16 protein-coding genes are annotated in these 23,998 nt (G+C 63.0%); 7 read left to right on the forward strand and 9 right to left on the reverse strand.

Annotated features, from left to right (window positions below; all coding sequences use genetic code 11):
- Positions 1 to 2 precede the first annotated feature (2 nt).
- From OWC48_RS02205 to OWC48_RS02215, 3 genes are all read right to left on the reverse strand, one after another.
- Positions 3 to 503 (reverse strand): Dps family protein, encoded by a 501-nt coding sequence (locus OWC48_RS02205; protein ID WP_282518460.1) that lies wholly within the window; start codon positions 501 to 503, stop codon positions 3 to 5.
- A gap of 123 nt (positions 504 to 626) precedes the next feature.
- Positions 627 to 1,190 (reverse strand): cytochrome b, encoded by a 564-nt coding sequence (locus OWC48_RS02210; RefSeq protein ID WP_282518461.1) that lies wholly within the window; start codon positions 1,188 to 1,190, stop codon positions 627 to 629.
- Positions 1,187 to 2,239: a catalase family peroxidase gene (locus tag OWC48_RS02215; protein WP_282518462.1), complete on the reverse strand. Its 1,053-nt coding sequence runs from the start codon at positions 2,237 to 2,239 to the stop codon at positions 1,187 to 1,189. The genes OWC48_RS02210 and OWC48_RS02215 overlap by 4 nt, the downstream gene beginning before the upstream one ends.
- Before the next feature lie 352 nt (positions 2,240 to 2,591).
- Here OWC48_RS02215 and OWC48_RS02220 point away from each other — a divergent pair, with 352 nt between their 5' ends.
- Together OWC48_RS02220 and OWC48_RS02225 are read left to right on the forward strand one after the other, a co-directional pair.
- Positions 2,592 to 3,485, forward strand: a complete 894-nt coding sequence (locus tag OWC48_RS02220) for an SDR family NAD(P)-dependent oxidoreductase (RefSeq protein WP_282518463.1) — start codon at positions 2,592 to 2,594, stop codon at positions 3,483 to 3,485.
- 242 nt (positions 3,486 to 3,727) lie between these two features.
- Positions 3,728 to 6,631, forward strand: coding sequence for a winged helix-turn-helix domain-containing protein (locus OWC48_RS02225; protein WP_282518464.1), 2,904 nt, complete (start codon positions 3,728 to 3,730; stop codon positions 6,629 to 6,631).
- Between the two features lie 294 nt (positions 6,632 to 6,925).
- Here OWC48_RS02225 and OWC48_RS02230 read toward each other — a convergent pair whose 3' ends face one another.
- Both OWC48_RS02230 and OWC48_RS02235 read right to left on the reverse strand, forming a co-directional pair.
- Entirely contained in the window at positions 6,926 to 9,781 is a 2,856-nt protein-coding gene (locus OWC48_RS02230; RefSeq protein ID WP_282518465.1) for a winged helix-turn-helix domain-containing protein, read from the reverse strand.
- Positions 9,782 to 9,905: 124 nt separating this feature from the next.
- Positions 9,906 to 10,190: a hypothetical protein gene (locus OWC48_RS02235; protein WP_282518466.1), complete on the reverse strand. Its 285-nt coding sequence runs from the start codon at positions 10,188 to 10,190 to the stop codon at positions 9,906 to 9,908.
- Between the two features lie 313 nt (positions 10,191 to 10,503).
- Between OWC48_RS02235 and OWC48_RS02240 the strand changes: the two genes are divergently transcribed.
- The 3 genes from OWC48_RS02240 to OWC48_RS02250 all read left to right on the forward strand — a co-directional run bounded on the left by OWC48_RS02240 (position 10,504) and on the right by OWC48_RS02250 (position 12,760).
- Positions 10,504 to 10,746, forward strand: a complete 243-nt coding sequence (locus OWC48_RS02240) for a hypothetical protein (RefSeq protein WP_282518467.1) — start codon at positions 10,504 to 10,506, stop codon at positions 10,744 to 10,746.
- A gap of 355 nt (positions 10,747 to 11,101) precedes the next feature.
- Positions 11,102 to 12,373, forward strand: a complete 1,272-nt coding sequence (locus OWC48_RS02245; RefSeq protein WP_282518468.1) for an ABC transporter substrate-binding protein — start codon at positions 11,102 to 11,104, stop codon at positions 12,371 to 12,373.
- A 153-nt stretch (positions 12,374 to 12,526) separates the two neighbouring features.
- Entirely contained in the window at positions 12,527 to 12,760 is a 234-nt protein-coding gene (locus OWC48_RS02250; RefSeq protein ID WP_282518469.1) for a hypothetical protein, read from the forward strand.
- 259 nt (positions 12,761 to 13,019) lie between these two features.
- On the opposite strand, the gene OWC48_RS02255 is transcribed toward OWC48_RS02250, so the two are convergent.
- Positions 13,020 to 13,868 carry a helix-turn-helix transcriptional regulator gene (locus OWC48_RS02255; protein ID WP_282518470.1) on the reverse strand — a complete coding sequence of 283 codons (849 nt, stop codon included), beginning with the start codon at positions 13,866 to 13,868 and terminating at the stop codon, positions 13,020 to 13,022.
- A gap of 597 nt (positions 13,869 to 14,465) precedes the next feature.
- Here OWC48_RS02255 and OWC48_RS02260 point away from each other — a divergent pair.
- Together OWC48_RS02260 and OWC48_RS02265 are read left to right on the forward strand one after the other, a co-directional pair.
- A complete protein-coding gene (locus OWC48_RS02260; RefSeq protein ID WP_282518471.1) occupies positions 14,466 to 17,366 on the forward strand; it encodes a winged helix-turn-helix domain-containing protein in 2,901 nt (966 codons plus the stop codon).
- A gap of 79 nt (positions 17,367 to 17,445) precedes the next feature.
- A complete protein-coding gene (locus tag OWC48_RS02265) occupies positions 17,446 to 18,654 on the forward strand; it encodes an ABC transporter substrate-binding protein (RefSeq protein WP_282518472.1) in 1,209 nt (402 codons plus the stop codon).
- A gap of 87 nt (positions 18,655 to 18,741) precedes the next feature.
- Here the strand turns inward: OWC48_RS02265 and OWC48_RS02270 are convergent, their stop codons facing one another.
- From OWC48_RS02270 to OWC48_RS02280, 3 genes are read right to left on the reverse strand one after another with little or no spacing between them, the layout of a single operon-like run.
- Complete coding sequence (locus OWC48_RS02270) at positions 18,742 to 19,443, reverse strand: hypothetical protein (RefSeq protein ID WP_282518473.1); 702 nt, start codon at positions 19,441 to 19,443, stop codon at positions 18,742 to 18,744.
- A gap of 10 nt (positions 19,444 to 19,453) precedes the next feature.
- Complete coding sequence (locus OWC48_RS02275) at positions 19,454 to 20,725, reverse strand: efflux RND transporter periplasmic adaptor subunit (RefSeq protein ID WP_282518474.1); 1,272 nt, start codon at positions 20,723 to 20,725, stop codon at positions 19,454 to 19,456.
- Positions 20,722 to 23,904 (reverse strand): efflux RND transporter permease subunit, encoded by a 3,183-nt coding sequence (locus OWC48_RS02280; protein ID WP_282518475.1) that lies wholly within the window; start codon positions 23,902 to 23,904, stop codon positions 20,722 to 20,724. The genes OWC48_RS02275 and OWC48_RS02280 overlap by 4 nt, the downstream gene beginning before the upstream one ends.
- Between the last annotated feature and the right edge of the window lie 94 nt (positions 23,905 to 23,998).

Raw genomic sequence — 23,998 nt, forward strand, 5'->3', positions numbered from 1 at the left:
GCTTACGAGTTCTGGCCGCTTCGGCCGGTCTCGTAGAGGAACCAGATGCGCCGTTCCGTCTCGTCGATCCAGTTTTCCAGGACGCTCGCGGTGGCGACATCGCCGTATTCGTCGCAGAGCTCGTGGACCCGGCGCATTTCTCGCGTAAGCTGCTGGTTGTCGCTGCGCAGTTCAGCGAGCATGTCCTGCGGGTCGACATAGTCGGCATCGTTGTCGAGAATGCGCTGCTCGCGCGCGATGTGGCCGATCGAGCGTAGCGTCGTGCCGCCGATCTTGCGTGCGCGTTCGGCGATGTCGTCAGTCATCGCGAAGATCTGGTCGGCCTGCTCGTCGAGCATGAGGTGGTAATCGCGAAAGTGGCTACCCGACACGTGCCAGTGGAAGTTCTTGGTCTTCAGGTAGAGCGCAAAAACGTCGGCAAGCAGCGCTCTCAGCGCGGCTGGGATGTCCCGATTCGCATTCGCTCCGAGATCTGTCGGGCTTTGGAGGTCTGCTTGGGTCATGGTCGGCATCCTTGTTGGAGGTTGGAAACATCTAGCCGCGCGGTGCGCGAGGAATCTTTCCGGCGCGAAAGATCCTTTTTGGATCGCACGCCTGCGAGGGGCGCCCGCCGGCGCGCAGCGGGTTCATTTCGTTTGGGTCCCCCTGTCCCGCAACGGCAGAAGCGACATCGATGCGAATACGCCATCGCGACGGATCAATGCGTGGAACAGCCCCGCCGCCAGATGCAGCAGCACGAGGGCAAAGAACGCGAACCCGACATAGACGTGGGCATTCCAGAGCAGCGTGTGCATCAGGTCGCTCTGCGGCAGCAGCGCGGGAATTCGGATCCCGCCATACAGGATGACCGGATAGGCCGCAGCCCAGAGCATGCCGATACCGAGCAACGGCATGACGATCATGAGGCCATACAGCAGCTGGTGCGACAATCCTGCTCCCAACTTCATGGTTTTCGAAAGATCGGCCGGCAATGGCGGCGCACCGTAATGCAGGCGCAAGGCCAGCCTGATCAGAACGAGGACCAGCAGGATGAATCCGGTCGTCTTGTGAACCAGGATGAGCGGGAGATATTTCGGCGCGACGGTGGAGACCATGCCGACGCCAATGAACAGCATGGCGAGGACGCAGACCGCCATCAGCCAATGCAGAACGCGCTGGATCAGGGCAAAACGATGAGGAGCGCTGGTCATGGCTTGGCCGTCTCGGTTCGCGGATAGTCCCTGGCTTCGGCCGCACGCAGATCGTAGGATTTGCGGTAGACCGACGAGCGTGCAGCCGGGAACGGATCATCCGACACCCGGATTCCCTGCGGCAGGACGGTCGGATCGAAATTGATGTCGCGGCACGGTCCATCGCGTTCCGGCTCGATCCGCTGCACGATCAGCGTTCCGACCTCCACCTTGCGACGGTTCTCCGGCCAGGCCTTGCTCGGGTCCGCGGTCGGATCCCCGGGATCGGCGACGGTCGTGACCATGGTCCAGCGTTGCGGGCCGGCCGTGCGGACCCGCTCCACGATCTCCTGCTCGAGAAAATCCGGGCCGCGTTTTTCCAGATCGGCTTGCGAGACCGGCACGCCCTTCGCCATCGGCACCAGCGACCATCGCACCGCCCGCTCGCCGCCCTTCGCGTCCGTGAAGATGAAGCTGTTGAGGCCGTTGTAGAAATCCTCCGCATAGCTCGTGGTCCAGGGCGCTGTCTTGGCCCAGGCTGCGAAGGCAGCAAATTCCGGATTTGCCTGGATGAAACTCTTCATCGCCTCCGGATCCTTCTTGCCGGATGCAATCAGCAGCTCGTGAAACGCCTGCGGCGTCGACACTGCAAAAACCGGCGGGTTGATCAGCGCCATCCGCCACTCTTCGCCGTCCGCCGCTGCGATCTGCAATCCCAAACCGCGCACGCGCACAGTCGCATCCACGGCGTTCGGGTCGGCCGTGCCAAGATTGAAGCGGCCCAGCGCCGGATACGCGCCTCGCTCGAAGACTCTGGCCTTCGAGAGCTCCGCGCCATTTCCATTCGCCTCGAATGTCCCGGTGAAGCAGATTCCCTTGGCATGATTTCGCCGGTGCCCGAGCGGCGGACCGCTCGGAGGCGTCAACGCCGCGATCATCCGTTCCGGCGTCAGACGCTCCGGCGAGAGCCATCCCGCGGTGTATGCGAAGGCAGCCGCGCCGCCGCCGAGCACGGCTGCAATCAGGACGAGGGATCCAAGCCCCGAACGTGGTAGCTTGCCTTGGTTCATTCGGTCTCCTTTGCGATGCCCGGACCGCCCGGCGATCGGGTGCGCGCGGCACTCTTTCGAGCGACGCAGCTTCCTTGTAGCCGGCGACCAGGGCTCGATCTTTTCGAACCCACCGCCAATTTCGCGAAGGCACGCCTGAGCTGTCTTCGGCGTTCGCCGGACCCGGCTTCGGGCATTCTCGAAATTTTTCGTGCAATTTGACAATCGATCGTGATGCCCGAAAAGACCCACCCTGCGCCCCGCCCTATTTCAGATGCGCTTCGCACGATGGCGGCGGTCGACTCCCGAACGATGGACCGTGTCGCGACGGGGCCGCCAGCGCCGCAGAGGCTGGAATGCGATTGGGAATCGAATGAGCAAAGTGATCATCGTCACGGGTGCTGCAAACAGCATCGGGCGAACCACCTGCCGGCAACTGATGCAGGCAGGCCACACGGTCTACGTTTCGAGCCGGGAAATGAGTGGCCCTATTGCGCAGGAGATCGAGGAGGCTGGATCAATTCCCGGCCAGCCCGGCCCCGATCTACGCACGATCGAGTTCGACGTCTCTTCGGAATCCTCAGTGACCTCGGCCGTTGAGACCATCATCGCCGAAAACGGCCGCCTCGACGTGGTCGTGCACAATGCCCGGCAAGTCGTTTACGGACCCGCAGAAGCCTTCACGCCGGAGCAGCTCGCCGAGCTCTACGATACCAACGTCCTGATCGCACAACGCCTCAATCGCGCGGCATTGCCACAATTGCGCAAGCAGGGTCAGGGCTTGCTGATATGGATCACGTCAAGCAGCTCGCGGGGCAGCTCGGTTCCGTTCCTCGGCGCCTGTGCTTCAACGGAAGCCGCCCTGGATTCCCTGGCGCTCAGTTACGCCGGCGAACTCGCGCGTTGGGGCGTCGAGACGACCATCATCGTCCCCAGCGCTCTCGGACCCGGCCACTATGTCCGATCCGGCCGGCCGCAGGATACTGTTCGGGCGGAAGAATACGCAGATGGTCCAACCGCCGATTTGAGTGAAATCGCGCTTGCGGGTCTCGCGCAGCTTTCGCCGAAGGATACGGCCCCACAAGATGTCGCAAGCACGGTTGCGAATGTCGTGAACATGCCGTTCGGACAACGTCCGCTGAAAGTTCATTTCGGCCCGGATGACGATGGGGCGGCAGCTGTCGACGCCGTCGCCGACCGCGCTCGCACGGAACTGTTCCGCCGGATCGGCCTGGAGGATATTCTCAAGCCGGTGTTGATCCGATGAGATCAGCCATCGGCGGAGATTTGCCCAATCGACGGTCGTTTCCTGAAAAATCAGGACTCTCCCGGAGTTCCCATCCCTCCGGACGAAAGTGATCAGCGACATCCATCGGTGATACTTTACCGCGATACTGGCGGATGTTACGTTCGAAGCTGCCACCGCGGTCACACGTTTCGGCCCGAGTTCAAGTCCCCGAGTTCAAGTTATGGAGTCGACGAGTCGGTCGTCGGATTTGATATTTCCAAATGGTCCACCGCTGGCAGAGCAACGCCACAACAGCCACGACCGGACCCTCTCTCCAGGAGAGCTCCGCTCAAGAGATTTTCGTCTTTGGGCCGTTCCGTCTGGATGCCTCGCAGAGACGTATCGAGAAAGATGGCAATCCGGTCCATCTGTCGGCTCGCGCATTTGACCTGCTGCTGACACTGATCCGGCATGCGGGCGACGTCGTCAGCAAGGGCGATCTGATAGCGAGGACTTGGCCCGGCTGCAGCGTCGATGACAACAGCCTGCGCGTCCATATCGCGGCACTCCGCAAGGCGCTCGGGGACGGCACTGCCGGCGCCAAATATCTGAGCACGGTCTCGGGACAGGGTTATTGTTTCGTCGGTTCGGCCGCGAGCCCGGAGCAGAATCAACCTGCACCAACCAAGCCTGTTCGCGCGCACAACCTGCCGGCACATCCCTGGCAGATGGTAGGCCGCGAGCAGACCATCGAGGATATATCGGAAAGGCTCAAAGCCCAGCGTTTCATCACGGTCGTCGGCCCGGGCGGCATCGGCAAGACGACGGTCGCTGTTTCCGCGGGCCACGCCCTTCTCGCGGAATTCGCCGGCCAGGTTCACTTCGTCAGTCTCGGCGAGACCCGCGACGCCGCGCTGGTTCCGGCCATTGCAGCATCTTCGCTCGGGCTGCGGGCGCGATCGGACGATCCCTCAAACAGTCTTGTGGCATTCCTGCGCGACCGGCGGATGCTGCTCATTCTGGATTGCTGCGAGCATGTCGTCGATGCCGCTGCGGCGCTGGCCGAGCGGCTCTACCAGGAGGCACCGCAGCTGCACATCATGGCCACGAGCCGGGAGCTGCTGCGGGTCGAAGGCGAGCACACATATCGTCTCTCGCCTTTGACGAGCCCGCCGGAAAACGCCGTTCTGACGGCCGAGAGCGCGATTGCCTACACCTCAGTAAAGCTCTTCGTGGAGCGCGCAGCCGCGGCTGGAGGTGAGTTCGGATTGACGGATGCGAACGCGTCGGACGTCGGCAACCTCTGCCGTCGGCTCAATGGCATCCCGCTCGCGATCGAGCTCACCGCCGGCCATGTGACCGCATACGGCGTCAAGGCCATGGTCCAACTCCTCGACAAGCACTTCAATCTGCTGTGGGAAGGACGACGCACGGCGCTGCCCCGGCACCGGACGCTTCGCGCAACCATCGAGTGGAGCTACGATCTCCTATCCGAGCCCGAACGGGTGGTTCTGAGCCAGCTATCCGTGTTCGTCGGCAGCTTCACCGCCGATGCGGCCCGAGCGATCGCCGGCAGCGATGCGACCGGCGACGACACGACCATGGCTGCGCTCGACAACCTCGTGGCCAAGTCGATGCTTGCCCTGAACCAGGGCTCGCAATCGATTCGCTACAGGCTCGCGGACGCGACGCGGGCCTACGCGCAGGAGAAGCTCGCCGCCAGCACCGACGCCGAAATCGTGCCGCTACGCCACGCGTCTTACTTTCGGGATTTGCTTGAAAAGACTGCCGACGAGCCGAACGAAGGCCTGTCGTCGATGGCCGATCAATTCGGCGACATACGCAGCGCACTGGCGTGGTGCTTCTCGGATCGAGGCGACCGTAGAACCGGCGTCGGCCTCGCTGCCGCGGCGATCCCCATGTTCTTCAAGCTGTCGCTCTTCACCGAATGCCAGCTTTGGGTCACGCGCGCAATCGAAGCGCTTCAAGAGACGGGCGGAAGTGTCAGGCACGACCTCGCACTTCATGCCGCGCTGGCGTCGGCACGGATGCTGACGGGACAAATCGACGAACTGGGTGTCGGCTATCTCGACAGAGCGGTCGGGTTGGCCGAAACAATTGGCGATGTCGCCGGCCAAATCCGCCTGATTGGCCGACTGCATCTGCTCCAACTGCTCGTCGGCAATTTTGACGACGCGCTGGCCACCGCAAAGCGCGGCGAAGCGATTGCCCTCGCCAAAAGCGATTCCATCGGGGTGGCGCGCATGCGCATGTTGCTCGGAACGTCCTGCCATTATCTGGGCGAAGTTGCCGCGTCTCGCTCCTACGTCGAAGCGGCGCTGTCCCATCCGGGCCTGGAGGGCGACTCCCGTGGCGGACTGACGTCCGATTACCCGAGGCGTCCTCAAATCACCCTCGCCCGCATCTTATGGCTCGAGGGACATCCCGATCAGGCCACGGCGACGGCGCGCCAAGCCATCTCCGATGTGATCGCCATCAACCATCCGACCATACTGTGCATAGCGCTGCCCTGGGCATTCGGCGTTTTTCTTTGGAACGGGGATGTGGGCGTGTGCGAAGAGCACATTGACAGGCTCCTCGTGGAGACCCGCAAGCACAATCTCGCCACCCTCCAGACGGTCGGCGACGCTATGAAAGGGATTGCGCTATTGGCCCGCGGCGAGAGTGATGTCGGGCTGGCCATGCTGAACGCATCCGTCAAGAAGCTGCAGAGCCAGCGCTACGGCGCGGCGGCCGGACTTTGCGTGCCGCTCGCGGAAGCTCTGGCGGCGTCAGGTCGTGGAGATGAAGCACTCGACATCCTCGATCAGGCGATTGCCCGGGGCCGGCGTCGCAACTTCATGGTGGAGATGCCGGACATGTTGCGGGCAAGGGCGGATGTGCTGATCCGCAAGGACAATCCCGACTTCCTGGAGGCGGAGCGGAGCCTGGCGCAATCACTTGACCTGGCCCGACATCAGGGGGCGCTCGGTTTTGAGTTGCGCACGGCAATCAGTCTTGCAGGGCTATTGCAGCATCGGGGCCGACGCAGAGAAGCGCAAGACGTGCTTGCTCCAATCCATGGACGATTCACCGAGGGGTTCAATACGCCTGTCCTGAAAGCGGCCAGCGGATTGCTGGCCGAATTGGCCTCTCCGCCTTCGGGCTCGCTCGCCGCGAGTTGATGGCTGCGCAACAGCCGCGCCTAAGGGTGCGCGAACCCGCAGCGACATGCGGCGTGATCGCAATCCCCTGTGGGCCGGGTCGTGCGGCTGGCCGCGATGCCGTGCAATCCGGATAGAAGCGCGCGGCGTGGAAAGACCGCGTCGACGGGCCGGCGCATTCTTGGTCCGGCAATAGGACTTCGAAGCCAATGTTCTGGAGCACGGGGGATGCGGCGCTCGCAGAGGCCGCACCTGCGTCCGATGATATGTATCGGACGCCGCCCCCGGGGCATCCCGTGGCACCGCGCGTCAGCTCTATGAGGTCGAAAACTCAGTCATCATTGCTCTCGCGAGCCTGAGATCCGCGGTCTCGAAACCTTCGGTGAATTGGCCGTACACGAAAGCCAGGGTTTGGTGTGCATCGGCGGGACGGCCCTGACTCGTCCTCAACCGTGCCAGGCTGATGGCCGCCCTCAGCTCCCAGAACAGCGCACCTTGCCCGCGCGCCACTTCGAACGCCTTGTCGAAGCACTGCTCGACGGCGATAGCCGAGCGACGCTCGCCGGGATGCCGGAGCAACTCGCCCTTGATGCGCCAGAGCTCGGCCGCGTACCACCGTTCATCCCTCGCCTCGCAGCGCGCAAGCGCCTCGTCCACGGTCGCGAGCCCCAGCGATACTTCGCCGACCTCTCCGAGACATGCCGCCAGCTCGCCGAGAGGAAGCAGGAAGCGCGGCAGGAAACGCGCCTCGCCCGCCAGCTCGAGCGCCTTGCGCAGCAACGTCAGTCCGGCGGCGACATCGCCACCTCGCGCCATCACCATGCCCCTGAAGGCGCGCGCCCACACGTTCCACAGACGGATCGGATGACGTTCGGTGTGCTCAAGCAGCATGGTGCAATAGCCTTCCGCAGCATCGAGATCGCCGGCCAGGAAAGCAATCGGACAGGCACCCTGGCCAAGCACGCTGCAGAAGGTCAGAGCGTGACCACTCGCACGGCCCTCCTCGACATTGCGCTCCACGACGCTGAGTGCCTGATCCGCCAACCCGAGAAGCCACAGGATGCGCGCCTGGAAATAGCGCGCCGAGGCTCGCAGATCGAACCTGAAACGGATCACCTGAGGCTTCGCCGCCAGATCGGAAAGGCGAGACAAGGTCCGCCCAATGTGATGATGCGCCAGCCGCTGGTCACCGAGGTAGTGCAGCGTGGTGGCAAGCAGCCGATCACCCATCATCCGGTCGACGGAATTGTTGGAATCGGCCACGATATCCGCGAAGCGGTGCGCGAATTCCAACGCCTTGCGGAACTCGCCGTTGTTGAATTGATCGATGCACAGCCCCCAAAGCGCACGCAACAGATAGTCGCTGTCGCCGAGCTGCTCGGCCAGCTGCAGGGTCGCAGCCCAGGCCGGACCGGCCTCCCGAGCCCTGCCGACGCCGTACATCAGTGACCAGCCAAGCGCGGCCGACAATTGCATGCGGAGCCGCAATGCGCCCGCGGCGCTGTCGTCGAGGCTGGCCAACGCCAGTTCGGTCCGCTCGCGGCACTCGGCGAGGAGCGACAATTGTACCCATAACGGAACGGCCCCTGCGGTCAGCGCCACTCCGATCTGCGCATCTCCGCCGGGCGAGAAAGCCCAATCGAGGCTGGATCGTACGTTGTCGATGTGCTGGCCATAGAAGCCGAGCCACTCCGCCTGCGGCTTCACTTCGCTGTCAGCTTCCGCATTCACAAAGAACCCGCAATAGTATCCGGCCTGGCGGCGCGCTATGCCGGGAAATTCGCCGTTGGCGTGAAGCTTTTCCAGCGCGTAGGCGCGCGTGGTGTCCAGCAGGCGATAGTACGGGCGCTCGCCGCGAATATCCGCAAGGACGAGCGACTTTGCCACCAGGTTGGCAAGCTCCGCGGTGACATCGCCCATCCCTTCGCTCGCGACCGCGATCACGGCATCGAGCAGAAATTCTCCGGCAAACACGCCGAGCCGCCGCAGGACTCGCGCCTCGGCGTCCGGCAGTAGATCGTAGCTCCAGTCGAGCGTCGCGCGAAGCGTTTGCTGCCGGGGCAACGCGGTACGCCGGCCGGTCGTCAGAAATTTGAACCGGTCGTCGAGAAGTGCCGCGATCTTCGGCGGACTGAGCATCACGGCGCGTGCCGCCGCGAACTCGATCGCGAGCGGAATGCCATCCAGCCGGCGGCAGATGGCTGCGACGGCATCGAGGTTCTCTTCGTCGAGCGCGAAGCTGGAGCCCAGCGCTTTCGCTCTGGTCGTGAACAATTCCACCGCCGTGTAGGCCGATGCGGCATCAGATCCGAGCCGGACTTCGGGCGGCACACCCAGGGGCGGAACGCGATAGACCTGTTCGCCATCAATGCGTAGCGCTTCGCGACTTGTCGCCAGGATGGTCGTTCCGGAGCAGTGGCTGACGATCGTCTCGGCAAGTTGGGCCACGGTATCAACGACATGCTCGCAATTGTCGAGAATGAGCAACAACGGCCTGGCACCAATCGCGCGCGCGATGGAATCCGGGGTGATCTCCTCCCCTTCGAGCTTGATACCGAGCATACTGGCGACGGCCGAGCACACGAGCTTGGGATCGGGCAGCGAGGCCAATTCGACCAGCAACCGGTCGGCCGCAAAACCGGCTGGCAGCGTCCTGGCGGCTTGTAGTGCAAGTGCTGTCTTGCCAATCCCGCCAGGCCCGACGAGGCTCACGACGCGATAAGCCGACAGAAGGTCCCACAAACGCGCGAGCGCGGTGGTGCGGCCGATGAGAACGAATGATGCATTGGGAATGTTGGTCGACGGCAGTGGCTGGGGTGCGGCAGATTGTAGCGGGGCATCCATCTGCCGGGTCCGCCATGAACCCAGCAGGCGATAGCCCCGGCCGACCGTTGTCGCCAGCATGTCACGATCCGAACCAAAGGCCTTCCGGATCGCCGCGATATGGACCCGAAGTGCACTCTCCTCGACGAAGACGCCGCGCCAGACACGCTCCGTCAGGTCATTCTTGGTGACCAGCCCGCCTTCGGCCTGAGCCAATTCCGCAAGGATCTCAAAGGCACGACCGCCCAGAGGAACGGACTCTCCCATCGAGCGCAGTTCGCGTCTGGCAAGATCGATCTCCCATTCAGCGCAGGCGTAGACGGGGCGCTGGCTTGGCTCGGCCATCATCGGCATAGCCCCAGGCAGTTGCTTGATCTTGCGCCCAGCGTATCACCAACGCTTTCAAAATACACAACGTGTCCGGCGACCAAGGCCGCCAGACATTCGCCGCAAATATCGCAATGCTCGCGCGTCAGCAGCCGCGACAGATGGATCCTTCCAGCATTTTCTCGACCCGTGCGTCCTCCTTGTCGATGGTCGCATCCGAGCCGAGCAGCGGTCCCTTCGTCGGATGACCAACCCCCTCCGATGACGGGAGCGCGGTGCCGAGCGAGTTCGTTCCCGGCGCAGCAGCGCTGGTACCGAGCGCGCCGCCGCTCTCCATCGACATGTGGGATCCCATGCCGCCGCCGCGGGCAGATGCAACGCCCGAGAGCGCAAGGCTGGCGACGACGCAGAGACACCAGAGCAGTCTCATGGCTCACACTCCTCATGTTGTATGACCTGCACCTAGAACTGGACCTCGCACACGATTCAACCATGCACGATCGCGCGAGCAACTATGACAATTGTGACAAAGTTCGGCTTCGAGGACGCATCAGACCTTGGTAACCGCGCGCCCTGCCTGATATTCCCGTCATCTTCTCGCAGGAGTGATGCACTGCAAGCGGGGTTTTCCGGCCGGACTGCCTATATAGCCCGGTATAGAAAGCAATTCCGGAAACGCCACCAGCCGAGCAGCGACCATCGCCAAGCGACTCTCCGCACATCACAAGCAATGGAGAATCGCTATGAGTGCATTCAAAACCCTGATCGCCGCAGTGCTGCTCTCAACGGCAACGATATCGTCCGCCTCCGCGGCCTGGTCCTATGCCGATCAGGAGCCCGCCGCATTTGCATCAATGTATCCCAACCGCGACGTGCTGAATGGCGGCGCATTGACGCCGGCAGGACGAATGGGTCTCGAGCGGTCCGGTGGCGCGGCTCCGGTGTTCGGAGCGGGCCAGATCTACAACCGCCACGGGCATCGGTGAGCGGCGGCAACACGCAAAGGCGAATTGCCGCGTAACCATGCCTGTCCGTGCCCCCGCTCGGAGTGCGACCGCGCCATGCGGCGCACGCCGCGGGTCCGGAGCCTCGATAGATATCATCGGCCCCGAACGTTTGTTCGCCACGACGGCGTAGAAGGCCCCCCAGGTCGGGCGCCGGTGACGGGCCAATCCTACGCACACCATTGTAAAACTTCACAGTTCTTCAGCTTCTGTAATCCGGCTCGCGGCGGGTCCCGCGCTACACTCCGGCTATCGACTGTTGGACGAGCAGGCCCTCCATTGGCGCTATACCGCCGCCCGGCAGGCACGATGACCAGCAGCGCCATGGAGGCATCGCTTGATCACCAGTGGAATTGGCCATTTGAGTCCGGGCATTGCGAGGCGTCTGCGAACACTAGCGGTCGTCACCGTCATATTTGCAGCCGGCGCAGCCAGCGCCTCTGCGCAACAGCGATACGATCCCGGCGCGAGCGACACCGAGATCAGGATCGGCAACATCATGCCCTATAGCGGCCCGGCATCGGCTTACGGCATCATCGGCAGGACGATGAGTGCGTATTTTCGCATGGTCAACGACAACGGCGGCATCAACGGCCGGACAATCGAGTTCATCTCCTACGACGATGCCTACAACCCGTCCAAGGCGGTCGAGCAGGCACGACGGCTCGTCGAGGACGACGAAGTGCTCGCGATCTTCGCCCCCTTCGGTACCGCGAGCAACGCCGCCATTCAAAGGTACATGAACAATCGCCACGTGCCGCAATTGTTCGCCATATCGGGAGCATCTCGCTGGGCTGATCCCGTCCACTTTCCGTGGACGATCGGCTGGCTACCGAGCTACCGAACCGAGGCACGCATCTACGCAGACTATATCCTGACACATCACCCCGGCGCCAGGATCGGCATCCTCTACCAGAACGACGACTTCGGACGCGATTATCTGGCCGGCCTGAAGGACGTGCTGCAAGACAGGTACGCGCAAATGGTGGTTGCGAGCCTGCCATATGAAATCAGCGAGCCGACAATCGACTCGCAGATCGTGGCGATCAAGGCGGCCGCCCCCGACATTTTCATCAATGTCGCCACGCCAAAATTCGCGGCTCAGGCGATCAGGAAGCTCGCCGAGCTGGACTGGCATCCCGTCCACATCATGACGAACGTCTCGGTTTCGGTCGGCTCGGTGCTGACGCTCGCAGGACTGGACAACGCGAAGGGAGTTCTGAGTGCGGGTTACCAGATGGACGTGACCGACCCGCAGTGGGACTCATACCCGGGCATGCAGCATTTTCGCGCGTTCATGGCGAAATACTATCCGGACGCAGATAGATCCGAAAGCGGCCCGCTGGTGGCATTCAATATGTCGAGCGCGCTCGTTGAGGTGCTGAGGCGCTGTGGCGACGATCTCACGCGCGAGAGGATCATGCAGGTGGCGACGGACCTCGACATCGAGGGTGCGGCCTATATTCCCGGCGTCCGGGTCAAGACATCGCCGACGGATTTTCACCCGATCGAGCATCTCCAAATGATGCGCTTCACCGGCGAGAAGTGGGAATGGTTCGGTCCGCTCATGAATGGCCATGCGGACCAGATAACGCTTTCGCCCGGCTAGCGAGCGACCGCGTTCGAGATAACGCACGGCCGACGACTTCGTGCAAAGGCGAAAATGATCGTTCAATTGATACTGCTCATCCGACACATGCGTACACATGTCTGGCAGGCGAGCCGAGGCGTTCCCGGCGTCGCTTTGTCAAGGAGACGTGCAATGACTACACTGAAGCTCTTGTCGGCCGGACTGATGGTTGCGGCCATGATCGCCTCCCCCGCGATGGCTCGTGAAGGCAACAACCAGGCGCGTCGGACCGATGCCGACGCCTATGCGTCGGTTCAGCGCGTTCCGGTGACGTCCAAGCGCAACTGTGTTCGCGCTCCCGACGTCGGTGCGTACGCGAGCGACCCCTGGCGTCGGCCTCCGTGCGAGCCCAAGTCGGGCTATTGAGCACCCCAACCGGGGCGAGCCCCCTTACCGCGAGGCAATCGTCAGCGCTGACTTGAAGAAGTTCATCTCGGCGTTTGGCTTCCGTCTCACGGACGTGACTGGAGGAGGAATGGCGGCCCTATGAAGCCCCGTTCTTCCGACCGGCCATCGCTATCCGTCAACCCACATATTTATCGGATGCGATGCCAGCTCCATCGCGGGCTGCACCAACTTCGTCGTTGCAGTCTCCGCCCCCATGGGGCCGCTCGCGGCGATGGCATCAAAGATCGACCCCGGCCGCAGCGGCATCTCGCCATCGACTTGGCGTGTCACCTGCGAAGCGCCTGAACGTCGTCGTGAAGTGGGCCTGGCTCTGAAAACCCACTGTGAGCGCGATCTCAACAATCGGCATCTCGCAATCCAGCAACAAGTCCTTGGAGCGCTGTATGCGGTGCCGCAAGATATATTCGTGCGGCCTGCAACCCGTCGCGGCGCGGAATTGGGCGGCGAAATGCATCCGGCTCAGGCCGGCGGCCGCGGCAAGATCCGCCAGCACGATTTTCTTGCGGAAGTGAGTCTCGATATAGTCGAGCACCCGCTTGAGCCGCCACCTCTGCAATCCCTGGACCGGCCTTTCAGAACTGCATTGGCCGACGCGGGCTCGCTCGTCGAACTTCGGCTGCGCCTCGGACCGCAAGGCAAGAAGCCGGGCAATGACGGCAAATCGCAGGGCGTCGACACAAAGAGCGCTATCGGTGGCCTTCAATCGCTCCACCGCGACGAGCGCTTCGGACAGGCGCTGAACCACCGGATCATCGTCGTTACAAATGGGCGCCGTTGTCACAGAGTTGGGTGTCGTGTCGCGCGCCGGATTACACGGGGATATGCTGGAGCTGCGCCGTGGCCGCCCTTCGATCGCAATGACCAGACCGAGCCGCTCGAAGGCAATCGTCGTTGCATCAAGGGGGGACAGATCGTCCCTGCCCGAAACGATGGCGGGGGCGATGACCTTCGGAAGCGGCGCAATCGACGCCATTGTGATGGCCGAGCGGAAATCTGTTTCGTCCGCGGCGACGGTCGCCTGGGTGTAGCCATGCTTCGGTTGTCGTGACGATATTGGCTGAGACATGATCTTACTCTGGCAAGGATAATCCAAACGATGACGCCCCATTCCGGCGAAGCGCATCGATCGAAGAGTAAGGTAGCAAGGTATGGCCCGATCGCGAGTTAAGAGGCGCAAAATCAGGAAACTTCAGGCTCTCCTTCGCCGACATGCCGACACCGTCGAAGCGATACGTCGTGCCATCGTTTCAACCGAGATGCCGCGCGACATCCTGCAAGTCGCGATGTGAACAGGTGTTGCTTCGACCGATCGATAACGAAGAGACCAAGCAGGCTGCCGAGCTTCTGAACCGTCGCGACGCGAAATCCCCTGCCCTGTGCTGCTGTCGGGATGTGCTGCACGCTCCTTCCGGCCCGCTCTCCCATTTTGGCACTCCCATTCGTCCTCACGAACTCGTGTAGCAGGCAACGAGCGTTTCCGACGCATGCATCGAGCCATGGCGAACAGCCGCCTACTGAGAAGGTCGTCTTGACACCCCAACGGCCTCCCCTGTAGGACACCTGGGCATACTGACGCTTTCAGAATCTTGCAGGGGCGGTGATCTTTGGGGGTCTCGTCACTCTCCTAGATTGCGGCAGTGAAGCTGATTCACGGACCCCCCTTATGTCGCCTTCGCCCGCTGTACGAACCTACTCTTTCGGTAACTGGCTCATCGATTGCCAGCGGAGAGAGCTGAGGTGCGACAACATCACGGTGCCGATCGGAAGCCGCGCATTCGAGATTCTCGAGAAACTGGCGGGTTGCGCCGGTCATTTGGTGACCAAGGATGATTTGATCGGAAGTGTCTGGTCAGGCCTGGCCGTCGAGGACAACACGCTCCAGGTCCATATCTCCGCCGTCCGCAAGGCGCTGGGCAAAGATCGCGATCTCCTCAAGACGATCTCGGGCCGTGGATATACCCTCGCCGGGACCTGGCGAAGCGGTCATTTGGATCAGCCCGCGGCGACAACGGTATCCGTCCCGGCCATCGAATCCTTTTCGAATAACCTGCCGAACACGCGCGCTCCTCTTATCGGGCGCGAGGATTGCGTGAGCGAAATTGCCGAACTGATGTTCGCATATCGGGCCGTGACTTTGGTCGGCCCGGGAGGCATCGGGAAAACAAAGCTAGCCATCGAACTTGCGCGCCGGGCCGCATCCTCATTCGATGGTTCGGTGGCGCTGGTCGAGCTCGCGACCTTGCATGATCCGGCACTTGCGACATCGACCACCGCCCGTGCGCTCAAGCTGGCCTTGAGTGACAAGGAGTTTTCGGCCGCCTGCATCGCCCAGGCCATCGGGTCACGGCGTCTGCTTCTCATCTTGGACAATTGCGAGCATGTCATCGACATCGCTGCACAGATCGCGAGTGCTGCACTTCGCTATTGTCCCAATGTCACTATTCTTTCGACCAGTCGGGAAGGCCTCCGCATCGATGGCGAATACGTCGCGGCGATCCCGCCGCTGTCGGTTCCGGACTCTGGTTTGCGCGATCCCGGTTTGCTGTTGCAGGCAAGCGCCGTGCAGCTCTTCGTCACTCGCACACGGGCGCTCCGCGCGAACTTCGCTCCGGGCGCGGACGATCTGCTGAAAGTGGCTGCCATCTGTCGCCGGCTCGACGGAATTCCGCTTGCGCTGGAATTTGCCGCGGCTCAGGCCGCGAATCTTGGGGTAGACACCGTCTTGCTTCGCCTGGACAGGCGAATGGAGTTGCTGAGCGGCGGCCGCAGGGACCAGCTGCCGCGGCACCAGACCCTGCGAGCAACGCTGGACTGGAGCTACGATCTGTTGTCGCCCGACGAGCAAAGGCTGTTGTGCTGGCTCGCGGTGTTTCCGGCAGGTTTCACTCTCGATGCGGCCATTGCAATGATGGACGACGCGTTGTCCCGGTCGGACGTCATCGAAACACTGTTCAATCTGGTCGGAAAATCGCTGGTCTCGCTCGATCCCTCCTTCGAAGGGCGGTGGCGTCTGCTTGAGACCACCCGCGCTTACGCCCTGGAGAAGCTGGCAGAAGCAGGGCTGTGCGAGCAGGCCAGCAGACGGCATGCGGGCTTTCTCAGGCAGCTCATCATGCCACTTGGCGATGCCTCCCCCGCCTCCGACGATCTCACCCGCCTTGCCCAGGAAATTGCAAACGTGCATGCGGCGCTCGACTGGGCCTTCGCCCCCGGCGGCGATGCCGCGCTCGGCGTAGAGCTAACGGCCGGCTTTGTGCCGGTGTGGATGCAACTGCTGTCCTTCATGGAATGCTCGACCCGGATCGAGCACGCTCTCGCCCATCTCGACGGAAAGCTGACCTGCAATCCAAGGCTCAAGGCGCAGCTCTATGTCGCGCTGGGGTTCGCGCTTCTCAATACGACTGGCTCGGCGGATCGCATGAAAGCGGCCCTGAACATCGGCCTTGCGCTCGGCGAAGAGCTGTCCGATCTCGAGCTTCAGCTCAAGGCTGTTTGGACGCTGTGGAGCTATAATCTCAACTCGGGCCAATACGACGCGGCCAAGAGTGTCGGAGAGCGATATCTGGAGATCGCCCTTCGCACGGGAAACCCCGCCAACGAGACGGTAGGCCGCCGCCTGATCGGCGCCGCCACCCATTTTTACGGCGCGCAGGAGGAAGCTCGACGCGAACTGACCCTGTCCCTGGACCACTCGGCTCACGGATTGAAGGACGGCACGAACCAGATGTGGTTCCTGCTCAACCAGAGCGTCCTGGCAAAGGCCATGTTAGCCCGCGTGCTGCTGCTCCAGGGAAAGATCGCCCAGAGCAGATCCCTGGCCGCGGAATGCCTCGAGGAGGCGCAGCGGGAGAAGGACAAGCTCGCTATCGCTTACGCGCTGCGGAACGCCGTGTGCCCCATTGCGCTGATGACGCATGATGTCGCCACTGCCGATCAGGCGATAGCGTCTCTCCTCGAGCTCGTCACGCGCGAGGGAATAGCTTTCTGGACGAGCTGGACGTCCTGCCTGAAGGGGCAGTTGCTCGTCCTGCAAGGCAGACATCACGATGGAATAGAGCTGCTGCGCAGCGGACTGAAAGCGCGGGCCGAGAACGGTTGGCTGATGCGCAATCCCGAATTTCTCGGATCGCTCGCCGAAGGACTGTTCGCGGTCGGCGAGACTGCGCAAGCCCTGGCCGCCGTGGAAGAAGCCCTGACTATCTCCCGGCAAGGCCAGCAATTGTGGTGCCTTGCTGATCTGCTGCGGATCAAGGGCGAGATCCTGCTTGCCGATGGATCGTCAGATCAGTCCCGCTCGGAAGTCCTGTTCTCCGAGGGCCTGTTCGTTGCCAGAGAGCAGCAATGCCGCTTCTACGAGCTGAAAGTCGCGGCAGCCTGGGCAAGGATCATGGCGGCGTCGGACCGCCAGCAGACCGCGCTCGATCTGGTCGGTCCGGTCAGCGCTCTGTTCGATCGGGAGGTCGATCTTCCCGCGCTCGCCTTTGCGCGCGGTCTCGCTGCAAGTCCGGGCATCTCGATTTCGACCTGCGGCGACGACGGGCCCGCGTCCTGCACCTGCCACTAGGTTGCTGATCTTTCGACCGGGACGACATGTCCTGCAGCGCTGGACCAGCCCTCACACTCAATCCTCCGGATCCTACCAGATGAGCATCTCCCGACGACAGGTCTTAGGCGGTGTTGGCGCGTCGGTGTTTTCGCCCGGCATCATCCGCGCCCAGGGCACGAGACCGATCAGGATCGGCGAGATCAACTCCTATAGCAGCGCGCCCGCGTTTACCCTGCCCTATCGTCGCGGCTGGCAGTTGGCGGTCGAACAGCTGAATGCGAGCGGGGGCCTCCTCGGGCGAGAGCTGCAGGTCATCAGCCGGGACGACGAAGGCAAGCCGAGCGTCGCGCTGCGTGCCGCCGAAGAACTGGTGCGGCGGAATGACGTCGATCTTCTGGCCGGCGCATATCTGTCGAATGTCGGACTGGCGATCAGCGACTTCGCCCGGCAAAACCGGATCCTCTTCGTGGCAAGCGAACCGCTCACCGACGCTCTCGTTTGGGAGCAAGGACATCGATATTGTTACCGGCTCCGCCCCTCGACATACATGCTGGCAGCCATGCTGGTGGAGGAGGTAGCTCAATTGAAGGCGACGCGGTGGGCGACGATCGCCCCGAACTACGAATACGGGCAGTCGGCCGTAAGATGGTTCACGCAGCTTCTCAGCCGCCGCCGTCCCGACGTCGAGTTCATCAACAGTCAGTGGCCGCCGCTGGGCGCCATTGATGCCGGCGTGGTCGTCAACGCTCTCGCGCAGCAGAAACCCGAAGCGATCCTCAACGTCACCTTCGGACCCGATCTCGCCAGATTTGTCCGGCAAGGCAATGACCGCGGCCTGTTCGAAGGGCGACACGTCGTATCGTTCACGACCGGCGAACCCGAATACCTTCTTCCCCTCGGGCAGGACGCGCCGGAAGGATGGATCGTGACCGGCTATCCGGTGACCGAGGTTTTGGATCATGCCAACCGCGCCTTCGTGTCGGCCTATTCCGCGCGATATGGCGAGGCTCCCACGATGGGGTCCGTGGTCGGTCACGCCTTGATCAGCTCCATCGTGGCACCGATTGCGAAGCTTGGGAAATTCGATACCGAGGCGATGGCCGACGGCTTTGGCAACGTCGGCTTCGAAACGCCGTTCGGCCGGGCGATTTGGCGTTCCATCGACCATCAGAGCACCATGGGGACCTTCGTCGGCCGCACCGCTGTACGGGGCAACAAGGGCGTGATGGTGGACTGGAAATACCGGGACGGTGGAACGATGCTGCCGCCCGACGCCGAAGTCTTGAAGCTACGCCCGGCAACGTGAAGCGCCGGTACGGCCAAGGCTACGCGAGCCGACGTGTCGTCGCCCGATCCGCACGCGGTGCGGCGGGAGTCCTGTAGCGGCGCCGCCTCAGCATCCCGGCGGCAAGATCGGCGACACTCCCGGCGTTGGCGCCGCGCCTGAGGCGTTGGCCGGCAACACGGTCGCAGGCGCTGCGAGGTTCATCGAGACGCCTTCCGCGCAGGCCGTGCTGTTCGGGCTCGGCATGACGGCGGCGTTTGGATCGATGCCCGTGCCGCCAGCGGCGCTGGTGTCCGCCACGATCGTGCCGGGCGCGAGACTGGACGACACTTGCGGGATCGAGAGCGGCAGGGTCGCAGCGCTCGCCGCGAGGCCTCCCGGCGTCGAGCTGCATGCGACCGTCGTCCCCGTTCCCGCCGGTGCCGCTGCGGGAATTGTTCCGGTGGTGCTGGCGGTTTGCCCTGTGACCGGCAATAGCGGAGCGCCGATGCCTGACGCTGACGAGCCGATGCTCGATACGATCGGGGTCGCCGGCACCGGCATCGGAGACGTCAATGGGGTGGCGCAGACGACGACCGTACCCGGCGTCGTCGGATCCGAGGCGAGCGGAACAGGCGCCAGCGTCGTGTCGGGAGCGCCAGGCTCGGTCGTTGCGGAAAACGGACCCGGACTATTGAGCGGCGAAGTGACGATCGCCCCCGGTACGGTTGGAAGGCCCATCGCCGTAGTGCCCATCGTTGAGACCTGCGCCTCACTCGAGGAACAGCCCAACAGCAGGACGATCATTGTTGCGAGCACGGCCCGGATCATGCCTGTGCTCCTAACTGACTTCGACCTTGCGAATGGTGACCTTGCTGCCCTCCGCCAGGTTCACCGCCGGATTGAGCACGACCTGATCGCCGGGCTGGAGGCCCTCGCGCACTTCAACCGTGGTGCCGAAGTCCCTTGCGATCGCGACGTGCTGCAGATGAACGGTGCCATTCCGCACGACCGCGACATGAAGACCGTTCTGATCGAAGACGAGCGCATCGGACGAGACTGTCATCGACGGCGTCTTGCGCGGGATCGACAGCTCGACCGTGCAGTAGATACCGGGACTTAAGGCACCGTCCGGATTGGGCACGTCGATCTCGGTCAGCAGAGTCCGGCTTCCCGGCTGCAATGCGCTTGCGATACGTGTGACTTTCCCCGGAAACGTCCGCCCCGGAATCTCGGGGACGCGAATATCCGCGTCGACGCCCGGCGCGACTCCGAAGGCCTCGTCCTGCGGCACGAAGACCTGGGTTCGGATCACGTTGGAATGCATCAGCGTGAACATGAAGGTCGACCCGGCCTGCACCAAGCTGCCATTGTCCACGTTGCGCTGTGTGATCACGCCGTCGAACGGCGCCACCACGCGCTGATAGGCCTTCTCCTGCTGGAGGACTCGAATCTGGGCTTCCTGCGCTGTGATGTTCGACTGGGCGACGCCCACGGCCGCCTGCTGTGCACGCAGGGTGAGACGATCGTTGTCCCCCTGCTGTGCCGTCAGCCAACCTTGCTTGACCAGATTGCTGTCCCGCGCGTTGGTGACGTCGGCAAGCTCCCGGCTCGCTTGCGCCTGCTGCAAGGCGGCCTGGTTTTGGGCCAACGTCGCCTGGGCCTGGGCGATCTGCTGGTCGAGCTCCGGAGCGGTGATTTCCGCGAGAAGATCGCCTTTCTTGACGCGATCGCCGATATCCACATAGCGCTTTTCGATATAGCCGCTGGTCCGCGCGAAGATATTCGCTGCCTCGAACGCGGTCGTCGTCGCCGGCAAGGTAACCTTCATCAGGTCCCCGCTGGGCCGGACCGCCGCCACCCGCACTTCCGGAATGGCGGTTCTCACCTGCTCCGCCACTGCAGCGACCTCACGCGCCGCCTGATAGTGCCGCCAGCCGCCAATGCCGAGACCGCCCGCGAGCAGCAGAAGCATCCCTCCTCCGAGCAGCGCGCCGCCGTAACGGCGTCCGGATGGCGCGCCCTTGCCGGGGAGCTCGACGATCCGGCGGCTCTCCGCGTCGGGCGGGTCCCTTGCCTCGTCGTCATTGGTCCGCACACGAACGTCGCTCATTCCGGTTGCTCCTCGAATACGCCGTGGTGAGGCTTGCCATCGTTACCTTTGCGCAGCATGGCAAAGAGGTACGGCACGATCAGCAATGTCGTCGGGGTCGCGAACAGCAGTCCGCCGATCACCGCGCGCGCGAGCGCGGCGTTCTGCTCCTCGCCCGGACCTCCGAGCGCCATCGGGATCATGCCCACGATCATCGCGGCGGCAGTCATCAGGACCGGACGGATCCTGGTGCGGCCCGCGCTCAGCGCTGCCTGGAACGCGGAATGTCCTTTCAATTGCTCATCACGCGCGAACGTTACGAGCAGGATGGAATTCGCGGAGGCAACGCCGACCGCCATGATCGCTCCCATCAGCGAGGGCACGTTCAGCGTCGTTCCGGTGATGAACAGCATCGTCACGATGCCGCACAAGGTCGCCGGCAGCGCCATGATGACGACGAAGGGATCGCCGAAGTTCTGGTAGTTCACGACCATCAGCAGGTAGACCAGGATGGCGGCAAACAGCAGGCCGAGTCCGAGATTGCGGAACGACTGATTCATGCTCTGGATCTGTCCCAGGACCTGGATCGAATTGCCCGGCTGGAGCTGCTTCTGGAGTGTGGACGTGACCTTGTCGATATCGGCCGCGACGCCGCCGAGATCGCGGCCCTGGACGCTTGCATAGACGTCAAACACCGGCTGGACGTTGGCCTGGTTCGAATTGGTGGGGACGCTCCCCCGCTTGAACGTCGCGACATTGCTGAGGAGGCCGGGCACCGTCTGCCCGCTCGCGGCAACCGAGGCCGACACCGGCGTGTTTCCCAGTGCGTTCAGCGAATTGGCCCTGTATTCGGGCGTCTGCACCGCCAGGTAATACGGGATGCCCGACGTCGGATCGGTCCAGAAGTTCGGCGAGACCTGAGCCGACGAGCTGAGGCTGACATTGATATTGGTCGCCACCGTGCTGGCGTTGAGCCCCAGCTGCGCGGCCCGCGTGCGGTCGATGTCGGCATAGAACGCGGGAGCATCGACCTCCTGCTGCAGATGCGCATCGACGACACCGGGAATTGCCGCGAGAGACTTCTGCAGCTCCTTGGCCACGGACAGATTGTTGGCGCCGTAGCCAACCGTGCGGACATCGATCTGCGCCGGAAGGCCGAAGTTCAGGATCTGCGTCACGATATCGGCCGCCTGGAAATAGAACGTGTCCTCCGGGAATGCCGCCGGCAGCACCTGGCGCAGCTTCCTGACGTAGTCCGCGGTCGGCTTGTGTCCGTCCTTGAGCGACACGAGAATGGTGCCGTCGTTCACGCCGATCGTCGAGCCGTCGGTGAATGCGAGATTATAGGGACGCGCCGGAAGCCCGATATTGTCGACGATCAGCGCCCGGTCCCGCTCCGGAATCACTCGGCGGATCTTGTCTTCGACCGCCTGGAAGATCGCTTCCGTCTTCTCGATGCGGGTGCCCGCGGGCGCGCGAACGTGGAGCTGGATCTGGCCTCCGTCGATCAGGGGATAGAAGTCCCTGCCGACATAGACGAACATGGTGGCGCCGAGCGCCAGCACCAGCACCGCGACGACCGGCACGACGACGCGATGTCGAAGCAACGTCAACAGCAAATCGGAATAGCCGTTGCGCAGGCGTTCGAATCCGCGCTCGAACATCGCAGAGGCGCGGCCGAAGATGCCCGACCGGCTTCCGCCCTCGCCATGGCGCCGTTCGCCCTTCAGCAGCAGGCCAATGGTGATCGGCGTCAGCGTTCGCGACAACGCATACGACGCCAGCATCGCGAACACCACCGCCAGACCCAGCGGGGTGAAGAGGTATTTGGCCGGCCCTTCCAGAAATACGACCGAGGTGAACACACAGCTGATGGCGAGCGTGGAGACGAGCGTCGGCACCGCGATTTCAGCCGCCCCGTGCAGTGTCGCATCAGCCAACGGCAGGCCTTCCTCGGTCCAGAGCCGGTGCGTGTTCTCGATCGTCACCGTCGAATCGTCGACCAGGATGCCGACCGCGAGTGCAAGCCCGCCGAGCGTCATCGTGTTCAAGGTCTCGCCGAGACAATACAGCACGACCAGCGAAGACAGCATCGCCAGCGGGATCGAGATCAAGACGACCAATGTCGATCGCCACGATCCCAGAAACAGCAGGATCATCAGCGCCGTGAGGCCGGCCGCGATCGCGCCCTCGCGCAGCACGCCATCGACCGAATGGGTGACGAAAACCGACTGGTCGAACAGCTCGTTGATCTTCAGCCCTGCAGGAGCCGACGCGCGAATCGAACTCAAGGCTTTCTTCACCCCATTGACGACAGCGAGCGTCGAGGCATTTCCGTTCTTGATCACGCTGAGCAGGACGGCGCGATGACCGTCCTCGCGCACGATGTTCTGCTGGACCTGGGAGCCGTCCCGGACCTGGGCCACGTCCTTCAGGAAGATCGTGGCCCCGTTCACGAACTTGACCGGGATCATGTTGAGATCCTTGATCGAGGCCGGCGTGGCGTTGGTTCGAACGGTGTACTGGGTGTCACCGATTTTCGCCGTGCCGGTGGGCAGGGTCAGATTCTGGGTGTTCACCGCATTGACGATGTCGAGCGGCGTCAATCCGCGCGACAGGAGCTTGTTCGGATCGATGTCGACCATGATCTGGCGGTACTTGCCGCCGGCAGGCGTGGGCAACGTCACGCCCGGAACAGGCGCCAATTGCTGCCGGATACGATAGATACCGAAATCGTATAATTGCTGCTCGTTCAGACTATTGGACTCGAGGCTGAGCTGCAGCACCGGTACGCTCGATGCATTGAACTGCACGATGATCGGCGGCTGAATGCCCGGCGGCATCAGGGCGCGGATGGCGTTGGTTGCCGAGACGATCTGCGAGATCGCGAGGTCGAGATTGACGTCCGGCTGGAAGTAGATCTTCTGAACCGACAGGCCGTTGAGGGTTTGCGCCTCGATGTTCTTGATACCGCTGACATTGGCGCTGATCGAATACTGGCTGTAGGTGCTGACGCGCTGCTCCATCTCAGGCGTCGACAGGCCGGTGTAGCTCCACACCACTGTGACGACGGGAATGCGGATCTCCGGAAAAATGTCCGTCGGCATCGACCAGATCGCGATGCCGCCGAGGAACAGGATCAGCGCTGCAAGCACATAGAACGTGTGCGGAAACCGCAGCGCGAAGCGAACAATTCCCATGGTGGTTCTGCCTGAAGCAAGTTGCGCGGGATCATTGAACAGATGAGGACGGGCGGGCATCCGTTCAAATGAAAACGAATTCAGATGCTCCGCG

Origin of the sequence: Bradyrhizobium sp. Arg816, from assembly GCF_029989365.1 — a bacterium.
In the GTDB taxonomy this organism is placed as follows: domain Bacteria; phylum Pseudomonadota; class Alphaproteobacteria; order Rhizobiales; family Xanthobacteraceae; genus Bradyrhizobium.